The organism is Plantactinospora mayteni (assembly GCF_016862935.1).
Taxonomy (GTDB): domain Bacteria; phylum Actinomycetota; class Actinomycetes; order Mycobacteriales; family Micromonosporaceae; genus Plantactinospora; species Plantactinospora mayteni.
Genome location: NZ_BONX01000012.1, coordinates 165,778 through 179,872, shown reverse-complemented (window position 1 = coordinate 179,872; position 14,095 = coordinate 165,778). Strand labels below are relative to the sequence as shown.

Here is a 14,095-nt window from a genome sequence, read left to right as displayed (position 1 = left end):
CCTCAGACCACCGGCTGACCGTTGTCGAAGTAGACGTTGGTGGGGCGTTCCCAGGTGACTCCGGGCCGGTTCCAGCCGGAGACCACGCCGTAGCGGTAGTCGCGGCCGTACTTGTTGTTCCGGAACAGGATGTTGGAGCCGACCAGCCGGGGACTGATCCCGATCGAGTAGTTGCCGCCGTTGCAGTAGTTGTCCTCGAAGGTCAGGTTGGTCAGCGACGGGCTGGTCTCCGAGCCGATGGTGAGGCAGGAGTTGAACGGGTCCTGGGTCGCCGGGTTGTACGACAGCAGCGTGTTGTGCCGGACGATGATGTTGTTGCCGCCGGTGCTCTGCAACACGTCGTTGTGCGAGCCGGCGACCCGGGCCAGGCTGTGCAGGTACGAGTCGAAGATCCTGGTGTTGTTGCTCAGCCGTGGGCCGTCGATCATGTTGTAGACGTTGCCCCGGCGCAGCGTGTAGTCGCCGCAGCAGATCGAGGCCGAGTTCTTCGCCATGCCGTTGATCTCGACGTCCTGGATCAGCAGGTTGGTCGTCCCGGCCAGGGTCCGGATCGAGTACGTGGTGCTGTTGCAGGTGATCCGGGAACGCAGGATCTGCACGTTGGCGGCGGCGACGGTGACACAGCCGACGATGTTCAGCCCGCTCACCACCTGCCCGGCGGTACGCAGGCTGAGCGATCCGGAGTTGCGCAGCGCCGTACCGGCCGGCACACCGGTGTTGCCCGGCCCGGGCCAGTACGTGATCGGGGTGGGCGGCGCGGCGGCCGGCGCGTACGGCGGCCGTTCCGCCATCGCCCGGGAGTCGGGGTCGGTTGCGGGTGGCGGGACCGACCCGGTCGGGCTGCTCGGCACCGCACCCCCGTACGGCTTTCCGTCCTGCGAGGACTCGACGATGGTGGCCGGGTTGCCGTCGGCCTGCCCGAACGCCTGACGGCAGCCGTTGACCCGGACCCGTAACGCCGAGTATCCGCCCGGCACCACACCATCAGTCCCGGCGGAGGTGCACTGGATCTCGGTGTCCTCGATCAGGGTGCCGACCACCCCGGACCGGATCACGATGGCGGCGGCGCCGCCGGTGCGTACCGTCACCCGCCGGATGGTGACGTTGTCGGCCGCGACCTCGATCGGGCGGTCGACCGTCTGCCCCCAGAGGACGGTCGCGGGCTGGTCGAGCACCATCGGCGCGGCCTGGACGGGCTGACCCGCGACGTTGAGTACGAGATAGCCGCTGGCGGCGAGGAGGGCGGCCGTGACGCCGAAGGTCCCGACGATGGTCGCCCGGCGCCGGTTGCGGTGTGGCTGGCGGACGAGACCCGCTGGCTCGATCGGAGGTCCGGCGTTGGTGTCGGTCACGGCTACCCCCCACGGGCGCGTTCGCACACAGGCAGGGGCCACCGCTCGTGCGCCACGAGGCGCCCACCGCCGATTCGGCCGGTCCGCGCCGACTCCCCCCGAGTCGACCCGATCGCGCGGTCGAGACACCTTCCCAGCTCAGGAGGGGTGCGTTCCCGATCGTCTCGATCTACTGGCCATGAATGAATACTACAAGCCGTGTTGAAGGGGTTACTATTCTCGTTTCAGACGGATTGCGGACAGAAGTTGCTGGTCAGCGGTGCTGCTGCCGGGGCAGCACCACCTCGCGGAGTACCAGTTGGATCGCGGCCACCGCCGGGATCGCCACCAGCGCGCCGATCACCCCGAACAGGGCCACCCCGAGCAGTGCCGCGACGATCGCCGCGACGTCGTTGACCTGCACGGACCGGCGCATCACCCGGGGGTAGACGAGGTAGTTCTCCAGCTGCTGGTAGATCAGGAAGAAGACCACACAGGCGATCCCGGTCGGCACGTCCGTGGCGAAGCCGACCAGGCTGATCACCACCGCCCCGATGGTCGCGCCGATCTGCGGGATGAGGTCGCAGATCGCCACCACCACGGCGAGCGCGAACGGGTACGCCAGGCCGACGACGATGGCGAAGACGAAGGTACTCACCCCGGCCAGCAGGGCGATCGCGAGCGCACCCACCATGTACGCGCCGACCTTGGCGAGGATCTCGTCGCCGATCAGCCGTACCCGGTCCCGCCGGGTGGCCGGGACCAGGCCGTAGCCGAGGTCGCGGAGCCGGTCGAAGGTGGCCATGAAGTAGATGGTCAGCACGATCACGGTGACGACGTTGAAGACCGCGCCGAAGATGAACCCGGCCGCCCCGAAGACCCCACCCAGGGCCCGGGTGATGTTCTCCGTGGTGGCCGCCGACTCGATCCGGCCCGCCAGGTCGTACTGGACGATCAGGTCGTTGACGGCGTCGTTGCGGCGCAGCTCGGTGACGTAGTCGGGCACCTGCCCGATCAGCTCACCGGTCTGGCTGACGACCGGCGGGACCAGCGCGTACACCGCGCCGGTGATGACGGCGAGCAGGGTCAGCGTCACCGCCGTCACGGCGACGCCACGGGGCAGCCCCCAGGAGCGCAGCCGGACCACCGCCGGGTGCAGGCCGATCGCCAGGAAGAGCGCGATGAAGACCAGCACCAGCACCGAGCCCGCGTTCCGGACCGCGAGGAAGATCGTGTACGCCAGCAGCACGCCCAGCCCACCGGTGAGCCCGACCAGGAACGGACTGAGCCGCAGCGGCTGGCCCGGCTGACCGTACCGCCCTGCCCCGCCGCCGCCCGGCCGCTCGCCCGGACCACCGTCGACGCCATCAGCCGGGTACGCCCCGCCCCCCGGCTCCGTCGCGGTGCTTCTCGGCTCCGTCGCCGGGCCCGCGCCGGTCGCCGGGCCCGGGGCGACAGGGGCGGCCGGGCTGGGGCTCGGGTCGGGCGCCGTGCCGGCCGGCGCGGCCGGTCCGGGTGCGACATCCGGTCCGTCGTCCGTGCCATCTCGCCGCTCGCCGTGCGCCGCTGGCCGCTCGTTTCCCACCTCGAACCTCCCGACCGATCGTCTCGGCAGAGGTTATCGGGCCGGTCCGACGGGTGCGAGGGTACGTCGGCCCGGCCGACCGGTCGGAGTCGAGGGTGCTCGACAAGGTGGCCCTGCCGGCGTTACGGGCGCACGGTCTGCGGGGATTATGCAGTCGCGGTAAGGTGTTGTCCGATAATTTGAATCGTGGGGGTCTTCGTGCGAGAGCAGCGCCGCGTCCGCATCGCCGTGACGGCCATGATGAGCGTACTGGCCCTGACCAGTCTCGGCTGCGGCTTCGTGCGGGACATAGGTCGCGACTCGTCCGGTTCGGATTCCGCCCCCGGCGCGGAGAAGCCCACCTCTGAGCCGACCTACGACTCGAACGCGACGGGCGAGGTCGTCGGCACGAACTGCCGCTATGACGACAAGGCCCAGCTGATCAAGTTCGACCTGTCGATCCAGAACTCCTCGGCCGACCACGCGTTCAAATACTCCTTCACGGTCGACTTCACAGCTGGTGAGAGCGAGTTCGCCACCGACAGCCTCGGCAGCCAGTTCAAGGAGGTCACCGTGGCGCCGGACAAGGACCGCACACTCACCGTCAGCAAGGGCTACCAAAATTCCAAGCGCTTCTGGTACGGCTGCGCGGTCGAGAGGGCGACCAAAACCCTGGCCGGCTAACTGGGCCTGGCGGGCCGGCCTGACCGCCAGTCCGGTGGTAACGGCGGATCGTGCGTACAGGTTGCCGACAATCTGCCCGGCGTCTTGGTACACAAAGGACCGTGAAGGCCGGCCCCAGCAAGAAGAAGAGGTCACAGCAGCAGTCGGCCCGACGGTCTACTCCGAGTCGACGGTGACCCTGTTCGACTTGGTGCCCTGATCCGGGGTGGCGGCTGGCCACCCCGGATCCCGTCAAGGCAGGCGGATCAGGCGAACTCGTTCGCGCCCACGCTGACAACCGTGGAGAGGAAGGGGCAGGTTCCGCGGATGGAGTAGGTGCCGGGGCCCCAGATGGGGCCGAGGTACCTGGAGAAGTTCGAGCAGTTCATCCACAGCTGGATCCGGCCCGACGTGACCACGCAGATGAAGTCAACGACGGACGGGGTAATAAGGGCATACCGGCAGCCGTAGACTGAAGCGATGCCCTGGTCGGCCAGCGCTGCGCCGTTACCCTTGGCCAGGCTCGCTGGCACCTCCGACAGTTCGGTGAAGCCCGCCTTCGTCGTGGCCGCGTCGGGTGCGGCTGACGCGGCAGTCGGCGCGACGGCGAGACCGGCCATGACGACCAGGGTGGCCAGCGCGGTCATCAACGCGCTTGAGACGAGGGACCGTGGTCCAGTGACGAGTCGACGCATAGGTCTTCTCTCCCTTGCGGGTAGGGGACTGACGATGCCGATCGACAGGTACCGAACCTAGGGCGAGTGACTGGAGGCAGACTGAACGGCGTTTGAACGCTGACCAGTCCGCTCACACGCCCAGCACGCGTAACGGGCCGGTGCGTTGGCATCGGCCCGTTACGCGTGCGGGGACCTACTCGGAGTCGACGGTGACCTTGTTCGACTTGGTGCCCTGGTCCTCGACCGTCGGCTTGCCGCTCCGCTTTCCGGCGTCGCCGGTGCTGGTGATCCGGGTCGGCATCGGCTCCCGGCCACCGGTGCCGGGCACCGCGGCCACGGTCGGCTCGCCGTCGATGCTGCCACCGTCGGCCCCGCCGGTCACCGGCTCGGTAACCCGGCCCGCCCCGGACTTCTCGCCGTCCGCCGATCCGGCGTGCTGGTCGGCGGCGACCTGCTCGGCGGCGGCCTCGACGATCTGCTGCATGTCCGCCTCGGCCTGCGCCAACTGCTGCTCGGCCTGCTGGGCCGACTGCTCCGTACCGGTCAACCGGTCCTGCTCACCGGCGAGCTGGTCCCGCGCGGTGGCAAGCTGCCGCTGGATCCGGTCGGACTCCTGGCGGGAGGCGACCGTCTCCTGCCGGATGTCGGCGAGCGCCTGCTGCGCCTCGGCGATCTCCTGCATCACCTCGGCCAACTGCTGCCGGCCGGCGGCCGACTCCTGCTGGGTACTCGCCAGGTGCTGCTGGGTGGTGGCCAGGTGCTGCTGCGCGGTGGCCATGTACTCCTCGAACTGCCGGCGGGACGTCGCGGCCTGCTCGTCGGCCTGCCGCTGCAACTCGGCGAGGCGCTCCTCGGCCTCCCGGCGGATCTCCACGGCCTGCTCGTCGGCCGCCCCGCGCACCTGGGCGGCGTACTCGTCGGCCTCCTGGCGGACCCGGTCGGCGCCGCCCTCGATCTCCGCCCGGCGGGTCTCGTACGACTCCTCCAGCTCGGTCCGCCGCGCGTCGAACTGCTGCTCCAGTTCGGCCTGCCGCTGCTGGAACCCCTGCTCCAGCTCGGACGTGCGCTGGTTGAACTCGCGGTCGGCCCCGGCCCGGTAGGCGGCGAGTTCCTCCTCCAGCGCGGCCCGGCCGGCGGCGAGTTCCTGCTCGGCCGCGCTCCGCTGGGCGGTGAGTTCCGCCTCGGCAGCGGTACGGCGCCGGTTCACCTCCTGCTCGACGCCGGCCCGCCAGGCGCCCAGTTCCTGCTGCGTCTCCGCCCGTACCTTCTGGGCGTAGTCCTCGACGTCGGCCCGGGACTTGCGGACGTACTCGGCGGTCTCCTCGTTGATCCGGGTCGCCTCCTGCTGGGCCTTGGCGTGCGCCGCCTGGCCGGCCTCGCGGAGCTGGGTGGCCTCGTGCTTGGCCTTGGCGTGCAGCCCCTGGCCGGCCTCGCGCAGCCGGGTGGCCTCCTGCTTGGCGATCTCGATCATGCGGTCGGCCTCCTGGCTCGCCGCGTCGGTGAGCCGCTGCGCCTCCTGCTGGGCCTTGACGTGCGCCGCCTGTCCGGCCTCGCGCAACCGGGTCGCCTCCTGCTGCGCGGCATCGCGTAGCCGGTTGGCCTCGTGCTGGGCCGCGTGCCGCAGCCGGGCCGACTCCTGGCGGGCCCGCTCGACGACCTGCTGGCTCTCCCGCTCGGTCCGCTCGGTCAGCTCCCGGGCCTGCTGGTTGGTCAGCTCGGTGAGCCGGTTCGCCTCCTGCTCGGCCGTGTCCCGGAGCTGCTTCGCCTCCTGTACGGCCTTGGCGTGCGCCGCCTGGCTGGCCTCACGCAGCCGGTTCGCCTCCTCGGCGGCCCGGTTGCGCAGCTCGGAGCCCTCCTGCTTGGTCTTTTCGAAGGCGGCCTGGGCGGCCTCGCGGAGCCGGCTCGCCTCCTCGGCGGCGGCGGCGACGGCGGCGTCCGCCTCCGCCCGGCGGGCCGTGTTGACCTTCTCCTCCTCCGCGCGGCGGGCGGCGAGGGCGAGTTCGAAGTCACGCAGGGCGTCGGCGGCCTGCTGGCGGGCATCCTCGAGCACCTGCTCCGCCTCAGCCCGGCGGGCCTCGATCTCCTGGAGGGTGTCCCGGTGGATGATCTCGGCCTGCTCCTCGGCGAGCGTCAGGATCTGTTCGACCACCGGACCGAGGTGCCGGAACGACGCCCGGTCGACCACGCCGATCTGCCGGCGTACCGCCGTGAGGTCGCGTTGCAGCACCTCGACCTGGCCGGCCAGATTGTGGATCTGGGTGTACGCGTGCTCACGCTGGGCCGCCAGGGTGGCGATGTCGTTCTCGGCGCGAGCGACGTACCGATCCACCTGCCCCTTGTCGTAGCCCCGAAAGGCCGGCTCGAAGCTCGGCTCCGTAGCCACGTCCCCGTTCAGGGCAAACAGTTCCTCGCCGTGCGACATACTCCCATCCTCACACGGGTCGCCCAGTTCTGCGGCGATACCCGGCGGGGCTTGATGGGACGAAGCTCGCTGGTGGTGACATTGTCAGACCTATCGGACCGTACGCCGCGCAGCACTTGGGGCCGTACCGGAAGTTCCGGTACGGCCCCGGCCGTGCTGCTGCCCCGCAGTCCGACCCGCGACCGGCGTCGGGTCAGCTCGTCGCGTCGGCGGGAACCCGCTCCTCCGCCTCGGCCTTCTCGGCGGCGGGCGCCTTCGGCGCCTCGGGCTTGGCGGCTGCCCCACCCACACCCGGCACGATGCCGGCCAGGCCGGAGAGCATCTGGCCGAGCTGCGAGGTGACGGCGTCCTTCTGCCGGGTGAGGTCCTCGACCTCGCGGCGAGCTGCCTGGGTGGTCAGGTCGGCCTCGGTACGCGCCTCGGTGAGCAGGCGGTGCGCCTCGGCGCGGGCCTCGTTGAGGGTCTTGTCGGCGAGCGCCTTCGCCTTGTCGATGGTCTCGTTGGCGCTCCGCTCCGACTCCACCCGACGCGCCTCGGCCCGCTGCTCGATCTCCTTGGCGCGGTCCTGTGCCGCCCGGGCCCGCTGCTCGGCCTCGGCGACCAGCTTCTGGGTCTGGGCCACCTGCGCGGCGTGCCGCTCCGACTCCTCGCGCTCGGCCTTCTCCCGGCGCTCGGCGAGTTGGAGCTCCAGCGCCTGGAGGTCCTTGTCGCGCTTGTCCCGGGCGTCGGTGAGCAGCTTGGTCGCCTCGGCGCGCTTCTCCTCGGCCTCCCGGGCCGCCTTGGCACGCTGCTGGGTGATCTCCCGCTCGGCGGTGGCCCGGAGGGTGGCCACCTCCCGCTCGACGGTGGACTTGAGTTCGGCGACCTCGTGCGCGGTCACCGTACGGAGCTGCTTGGTCTCCCGCTCGGCGTCGGCGCGCAGGGTGTCCGCCTCCCGGCGGGCCTGTACCCGGGCCTCGGCGGCCTCCCGCTCGGCGGCGGTGCGTACGCTGCCCGCCTCCCGTTCGGCGCTGGCCTTCATCGCGGCGGCTTCGGCGCGGGCCTTGTCGGTGATCTCCCGCGCCTCCAGCCGGGCGGCCGAGAGGATGCCCTCCGACTCGCGCTTGGCCTCGCCGCGGTGGTCGTTCGCCTGCTCCTCGGCGAGGCGCAGGATCTGCTCGACCCGGGTGCCCAGGCCGGAGAGGGTGGGGCGGTTGTTCTCCTCGAGCTGCTTGTTGGTGTCGGTGAGCTTCTGCTCGACCGACGCGAGTCGCTGCTCGGCCTGGCGGAGCCGGCGCTGTGCGTCGTTCATCCGCTGCTCGGCCTCGGCGCGGGCCTGCTCGGACTGGTTCAGTGCGGCGGTCAATCGGCCCAGGTGGCTGTTGACCTGCTCACGGTCGTAGCCGCGCAGGGCCACCGTGAAGTCTGGTTGCGAGTTCGCGTTGTCGAAGAACGCGAGAGGGGAGGACGGCTGCTGGGGCATTGGGACATACTTGCAGACTTACCGGGGTGCTTCGCAAGGCCCGAGCCGTACTATCGCGCCCAGTTCACAAGGTCAACTCAACCCGCCGGACGCGTTCCTGTTTACCGGATCTACTGTACTCGGAGGACCTCCGGACGACTCCTGTCGCGGCCGGTTCCGAAACCCCTCCCGCCGCAGGGATCCGCTGCGGTCATCGTCCGGCCAGCCGGGCCACGATCGGGGCGGCGGCGTCCAGGTTGCCGCCGAGGTGCAGATAGCTGACGCCGTACCGGTCGCGGAGCGCGAGGAGCCTGTCGACGCACTCGGACACGCTGCCGTGCAGTACCGACGGCGAGGCGGCCAGCGCGGCCGGGTCGACGAGTCGGGCGTGACTGGACGAGGCGCGATGCGCGACGCCCCGGTGCACCACCCGTACGTCGAACATCCGGGACTGGAACTCCAGGTCGGCCGGATCCCGCCCGGCGGCCGTCGCCGCGTCCCGGGCCCAGGCCAGCTTCCGGGCGAAGCGCTCCGGACTCATCTCGGCGAGGGCGGCCAGCGGGTCGACGTCCGGGGCGAGCCGGGGGTTGATCCCGATGATGTCGGCGCGCCGACCGGCGAGTTCGAGGATCCGCCGGCTGCCGCCACCGACCAGCAGCGGGGGGTGGGGGCGCTGCACCGGCTCCGGCAACCCGAGCAGCCCGCTGACCCGGTAGTGCCGACCGGTGAAGTCGACCGGCTTGTCGCCGAAGAGCCGGAGCAGGATCTCGATCGACTCGGCCAGCCGGGCGACGCGTACCGCCGGGGGGTCGAAGGGCAGCCCGGCCGCGTCGTGGTCGTCGCGCAGCCATCCGGCGCCGAGGCCGATCTCCACCCGGCCGCCGGAGAAGACGTCGAGGTTGGCCAGCGCCTTGTGCAGGAGTACCGGATGCCGGAAGTCGTTGCAGAAGACCATGCCCAGCACTCTGAGCCGGGTGCTGGCCTCGGCGGCCACCGTCATCGCCACCAGCGGGTCCATCGCCCAGCCGCCCGTGAAGTGGTCGGAGACCGAGACCGAGTCGAAGCCGAGGTCCTCGATCCGGCGGATCTCGTCACGCCACCGGGCCACCGGCCGGTCCAACCCGGGCATCGCGGCGGTGAACCGGAACGGGCGTAACCCGGCGGGACCGGACCCGGCCGGTGCGGCCGGCGACCCGGTACGCGGGGTCGGTGTCGCCGGGGTGGCGGCGGGCGCGAAGGGCTGCGCGGGCGGCATCGCCCGACTCTATGTGGCCCGGCGCCCCGCACCGGGCGTTTCCGGCCGGACACCGAACGCGAAGTCGGATTGTCGACACGGGCCCCGGCCCGACCGGTCGGCGCATTCCGGGCCGCCGGCCGGCGGCCTAGCGTGACCGCTGCGCAGACCCAGCGTGACCCGCTGGGCACAGACCTACCGGGAGCTACCGCAGGAGGCCGCAGTGACGGTGCTGCACTTCGACTCGCCGATGTCCGACGACGAGCGTCGGGCACGGCTCTTCGCCGGGGACCTGTTCGTCTACTCGCCGACGCCGCACTCGATGGCGCTGGTCGCCTTCGCCCGGCAGATGACCGAGACCGCGTTCGCGCCGCACTTCCCGCCGGAGGCCCAGCACCACCTGGCCGGCCCCGACTACGTCGGCGTACTGGCCGAGCTGAAGCCCAGCTTCATCAACCACCCGCGCAGTGCCGAACTCGTCCGGGGGCTCCTCTCCGACCTGGGCGCCGACCCGGTGCAGACCTACTTCGACGTACCCCGGCTGCGCTCGATGACCAGCGAATACCTCAACGCGGGGCTGACGCTCCAGTTCGAGTCGCACCGGGACACCTGGTTCTCCGCGCCGATGTCCCAGCTCAACTTCTGGGTCCCGGTCTACGACGTGACCGAGGCCAACGTGATGGCCTTCCACCCGAGATACTTCGACACCGGGGTACGGAACAGTTCCCGGGACTACAACTACGCGCAGTGGGTGGCGCACGGCCGGACCGCCGCCGCCGCGCAGGTGCACGCCGAGACCCGCCGGCAGCCCGGGCTGGAGCAGGAGTTGGAGCGGGAGCCGGACCTGAGGGTGATCACGCCGCCCGGCGGGGTGCTGGTCTTCTCCGGCGCCCAACTGCACACCACCGTGCCGAACACCTCCGGCCGGACCAGGTTCTCCGTCGACTTCCGGGCGGTCAACCTGCGCGACGTGCGGGATCGGGCCGGCGCCCGCAACGTCGACTCGGAGTGCACCGGCACCACCCTCGGCGACTTCCATCGGGCCACCGACCTGGCGCCGCTGCCGGCCGAGCTGGTCGAGGCGTACGACACCGTGCCGGCCTGACGATCGGTGCCGTTCCGCCCGCCGTGCTCAGGAGGCGGCGGGTTCGACCAGTTCCACCAGTACGCCGCCGGCGTCCCGGGGGTGCACGAAGTTGACCCGGGAGCCGGCGGTACCGCGTCTCGGCGTCTCGTAGAGCACCCGTACGCCCCGGTCGCGCAGCGCCGTGCAGGCGACGTCGATGTCCGCCACCGTGTAGGCGACCTGCTGCACCCCCGGCCCGCTGCGGTCCAGGAACTTCGCGATCGTGGAGTCCGGGGTCAGCGGCGCCAGCAGTTGCACGCAGCCGCCGGACGGCTCCGCGCCGACCTGGAGCATCGCCTCCCGGACCCCCTGCTCGGGGTTGGTCTCGGTGTGCACGCAGCGCATCCCGAAGACCCGCTGGTAGAACTCGATCGCCACGTCGAGGTCGGGTACGGCCACTCCGACGTGATCGATGCCGAGCAGGCCGATGCCTGTGAGATAGTCGGCAGCAGGGCCGTCCGGGTCGTCGTCGTCCACCAGGCTAGTCTGACCTAACCGACGTTAAGGCGCTCCGCCAGGTCCCCCCGGAGGCGACAGTTCCCATGGCATCCGTGATCGTCAACGGCGCCCGTACCCCGATGGGTCGGCTGCTCGGCAACCTCAAGGACTTCCCGGCGACCAAGCTCGGTGGCATCGCCATCCGGGCTGCCCTGGAGCGCTCCGGGGTCCCCGCCGACCAGGTGCAGTACGTGATCATGGGGCAGGTGCTCCAGGCCGGTGCCGGACAGATCCCGGCCCGGCAGGCGGCGGTGGAGGCGGGCATCCCGATGTCCGTACCGGCGCTGACGATCAACAAGGTCTGCCTCTCCGGGCTGGACGCGATCGCGTTGGCCGACCAGCTCATCCGGGCCGGCGAGTTCGACATCGTGGTGGCCGGCGGGATGGAGTCGATGACCAACGCCCCGCACCTGCTGCTCGGCCAGCGGGCCGGCTACAAGTACGGCGACGTGACCGTCCGGGACCACATGGCGCTGGACGGGCTCACCGACCCGTGGGACTGCTGCGCGATGGGCGAGTCCACCGAGCGGCACAACGCCCGGCACGGGATCAGCCGGGCCGAGCAGGACGCCTTCGCTGCCGCGAGCCACCAGCGGGCCGCCGCCGCACAGAAGAACGGCGCCTTCGCCGAGGAGATCGTCCCGGTGACGGTGCCGCAGCGGAAGGGCGACCCGCTGGTGATCGGCGAGGACGAGGGCGTACGCCCGGACACCACCGCCGAGTCGCTGGCCCGACTCCGCCCGGCGTTCACCCCGGACGGGACGATCACGGCCGGCAGCTCCTCGCCGATCTCCGACGGCGCCTGCGCGGTGGTGGTGATGAGCAAGGCGAAGGCCAAGGAGCTGGGGCTGACCTGGCTGGCGGAGATCGGCGCGCACGGCAACGTGGCGGGTCCGGACAACTCCCTGCACGCCCAGCCGGCGAACGCCATCGCGCACGCGCTGCGCAAGGCCGGGCTGGCCGTCGGCGACCTCGACCTGATCGAGATCAACGAGGCGTTCGCGCAGGTCGGCGTCAAGTCGATCCGGGATCTCGGTGTCTCCGACGAGATCGTCAACGTCAACGGCGGTGCGATCGCGCTCGGCCACCCGATCGGGATGTCCGGGGCCCGCCTCGTGCTCACCCTGGCGATGGAGCTGCGCCGCCGGGGCGGCGGTACCGGCGCGGCGGCGCTCTGCGGCGGAGGTGGCCAGGGCGACGCGCTGATCGTGCACGTGCCGGGACAGGCCGGCGGGCGGGAGTGACGGCAGCGTCGGCTGCGGACCGGCCCGAGCCGAAGCCGGCCGGGCCACAGCAGGCAGACTCGCGGCAGCCGGACTCGCAGCAGCCGGACTCGCAGCAAGCGGAGTCGCGGCAGGCTGACTCGCGGCAAGCGGAGTCGCAGTCGGCGGCTCAGCAGTCGGCCGGGCCGAGCGGGTCGGTGCGGCGCAGCCGGGACGTGCCGATGCTGGTCGACCTGGCCCGCCAGGGCGATCCTCGGGCGGTGGCCCGGCTGATCACCCTGGTCGAGTCCGGTGACGAGCTGCTGCCGCAGGTCGCGGCGGCGCTGGCGCCGTACACCGGGCGGGCTCAGGTGATCGGGCTGACCGGCTCGCCCGGGGTGGGGAAGTCGACCACCACCAACGAACTCGTCCGGGCGCTGCGGGCCCGGGACCACCGGGTCGGGGTGCTCGCGGTCGACCCGTCCAGCCCGTTCACCGGCGGGGCGATCCTCGGCGACCGGGTCCGGATGCAGGACCACGCCACCGACCCCGGGGTCTACATCCGCTCCATGTCGAGCCGGGGACACCTGGGCGGGCTGGCGGCGGCCACCCCGCAGGCGGTCCGGGTGCTGGAGGGGGCCGGCTGCGACGTCGTACTCGTGGAGACCGTCGGGGTCGGCCAGGCCGAGGTGGAGGTCGCCTCGCTGGCCGACACCACCCTGGTGCTGCTGGCGCCGGGAATGGGCGACGCGATCCAGGCGGTCAAGGCCGGCATCCTGGAGATCGCCGACGTCTTCGTGGTCAACAAGGCCGACCGGGACGGCGCCGACGCCACCGTACGGGACATCAACGGCATGATCGCGCTGGGCGAGCGCGGCCCCGGACAGTGGCGACCGCGCGTGGTGCGCGCGGTGGCGGTCCGGGGCGAGGGGATCGACGACCTGGTCACGGCGGTGGAGAAGCACCACGGCTGGCTGGTCGAGCACGGCGAGTTGCGCCGCCGCCGGGAGGCCCGGGCCGCCGCCGAGGTCGAGGCGATCGCGCTGGGCACCCTCCGGGACCGGATCGGCTCGCTTCGCGCGGGTACGTCGCTCGGGGCGCTCGCCGCCCGGGTGGCCGACGGCTCGCTCGACCCGTACGCGGCGGCCGGTGAGCTGCTGGACCAGCTCGGTCGGGCCACCGGCTGACCGGCGCTGCGGTCAGGGGTGCAGGACGGCACCCTTCAGTACCTTGTCGACGGCGTTCCTCGGCCCGTGCACGGCCAGCCCCACCAGATCGAGCTGGTCCCGCCCGACCGCCCGGACGGCGGCGCGGTTGTCCCGGTCGTTGCCGGTGCCGAAGAGCTGTCCGGTGAAGATGGCGACCCGCATTCCCCGGTCGACGGCCCGCCCGTGCGCGCCGACGAGTACGTCCCGGCCGCCGGTGAAGACCAGCACCGGCTGGCGGAACATCGGCAGATAGCGGGTGCCGTCGGCGTCGAGGTAGTCGGCGCCGAGCAGTTCCGGCTCCGCCCCGGCGACGCCGCTGGTCAGGAACGCCGTGACGTTGAGCCGCTGCCAGGTCGCGAGGTCGTCCCGGAGCAGGATGGCGATCTTGGTGTCGAAGCGGACCCGGGCCGGCTCCGGTCCGGCCGTCGGGACGGCTGCGGTCATGGTTGATCCTCCTTGGTCGGTGGTCGGATGGATCCTGTCCCGCCCCCGCCCGCAGGTCTTGTACGTTCCTCGCACCCCACCCGCCGTGCGCCGGTCGCCACCCGCCACCCGCCACCTGCCACCCGCCACCGGCCAGCCGCCGTGCGGCACGCCACCCGTCACCGGCTCGCGGGCCAGACTCGACAGAGCCGAGAATGTGTCAGTTCCGCCGCTGGTTTGCCCACGGCGGATAGGCTCCGTCAACGCCGACGGCGCCGTGCAGGCCGTCGAGACCAGGGGAGAGAG

12 protein-coding genes are annotated in these 14,095 nt (G+C 71.7%); 4 read left to right on the top strand and 8 right to left on the bottom strand.

The window, feature by feature from the left end; all coding sequences use genetic code 11:
- Nucleotides 1-2: 2 nt before the first annotated feature.
- Entirely contained in the window at nt 3-1,352 is a 1,350-nt protein-coding gene (locus Pma05_RS11845; RefSeq protein WP_203857399.1) for a glycoside hydrolase family protein, read from the bottom strand.
- A gap of 253 nt (nt 1,353-1,605) precedes the next feature.
- On the bottom strand, nt 1,606-2,916 hold the full coding sequence (locus Pma05_RS11840; RefSeq protein WP_203857398.1) for an AI-2E family transporter: 1,311 nt from the start codon (nt 2,914-2,916) through the stop codon (nt 1,606-1,608).
- Nucleotides 2,917-3,102: 186 nt separating this feature from the next.
- On the opposite strand from Pma05_RS11840, the gene Pma05_RS11835 reads away from it, so the two are divergent.
- Nucleotides 3,103-3,579 (top strand): hypothetical protein, encoded by a 477-nt coding sequence (locus tag Pma05_RS11835; RefSeq protein WP_203857397.1) that lies wholly within the window; start codon nt 3,103-3,105, stop codon nt 3,577-3,579.
- A gap of 245 nt (nt 3,580-3,824) precedes the next feature.
- Here Pma05_RS11835 and Pma05_RS11830 read toward each other — a convergent pair whose 3' ends face one another.
- From Pma05_RS11830 to Pma05_RS11815, 4 genes are all read right to left on the bottom strand, one after another.
- Nucleotides 3,825-4,205: a hypothetical protein gene (locus Pma05_RS11830; RefSeq protein ID WP_203857396.1), complete on the bottom strand. Its 381-nt coding sequence runs from the start codon at nt 4,203-4,205 to the stop codon at nt 3,825-3,827.
- Between the two features lie 223 nt (nt 4,206-4,428).
- On the bottom strand, nt 4,429-6,657 hold the full coding sequence (locus tag Pma05_RS11825; protein ID WP_203857395.1) for a hypothetical protein: 2,229 nt from the start codon (nt 6,655-6,657) through the stop codon (nt 4,429-4,431).
- Between the two features lie 193 nt (nt 6,658-6,850).
- Nucleotides 6,851-8,119 (bottom strand): coiled-coil domain-containing protein, encoded by a 1,269-nt coding sequence (locus Pma05_RS11820; RefSeq protein WP_203857394.1) that lies wholly within the window; start codon nt 8,117-8,119, stop codon nt 6,851-6,853.
- 190 nt (nt 8,120-8,309) lie between these two features.
- Nucleotides 8,310-9,353, bottom strand: coding sequence for a TIGR03621 family F420-dependent LLM class oxidoreductase (locus tag Pma05_RS11815; RefSeq protein WP_203857393.1), 1,044 nt, complete (start codon nt 9,351-9,353; stop codon nt 8,310-8,312).
- A gap of 154 nt (nt 9,354-9,507) precedes the next feature.
- Between Pma05_RS11815 and Pma05_RS11810 the strand changes: the two genes are divergently transcribed.
- Complete coding sequence (locus tag Pma05_RS11810) at nt 9,508-10,437, top strand: phytanoyl-CoA dioxygenase family protein (RefSeq protein WP_239312213.1); 930 nt, start codon at nt 9,508-9,510, stop codon at nt 10,435-10,437.
- A gap of 27 nt (nt 10,438-10,464) precedes the next feature.
- Here the strand turns inward: Pma05_RS11810 and mce are convergent, their stop codons facing one another.
- Entirely contained in the window at nt 10,465-10,935 is a 471-nt protein-coding gene (gene mce / locus Pma05_RS11805) for a methylmalonyl-CoA epimerase (RefSeq protein WP_203857392.1), read from the bottom strand.
- A 65-nt stretch (nt 10,936-11,000) separates the two neighbouring features.
- Here mce and Pma05_RS11800 point away from each other — a divergent pair, with 65 nt between their 5' ends.
- Nucleotides 11,001-12,200, top strand: a complete 1,200-nt coding sequence (locus Pma05_RS11800) for an acetyl-CoA C-acetyltransferase (RefSeq protein ID WP_203857391.1) — start codon at nt 11,001-11,003, stop codon at nt 12,198-12,200.
- 200 nt (nt 12,201-12,400) lie between these two features.
- Nucleotides 12,401-13,345 (top strand): methylmalonyl Co-A mutase-associated GTPase MeaB, encoded by a 945-nt coding sequence (gene meaB / locus Pma05_RS11795; protein WP_203857557.1) that lies wholly within the window; start codon nt 12,401-12,403, stop codon nt 13,343-13,345.
- 12 nt (nt 13,346-13,357) lie between these two features.
- Here the strand turns inward: meaB and Pma05_RS11790 are convergent, their stop codons facing one another.
- Nucleotides 13,358-13,810 carry a DUF2000 domain-containing protein gene (locus Pma05_RS11790; RefSeq protein WP_203857390.1) on the bottom strand — a complete coding sequence of 151 codons (453 nt, stop codon included), beginning with the start codon at nt 13,808-13,810 and terminating at the stop codon, nt 13,358-13,360.
- Nucleotides 13,811-14,095 lie beyond the last annotated feature (285 nt).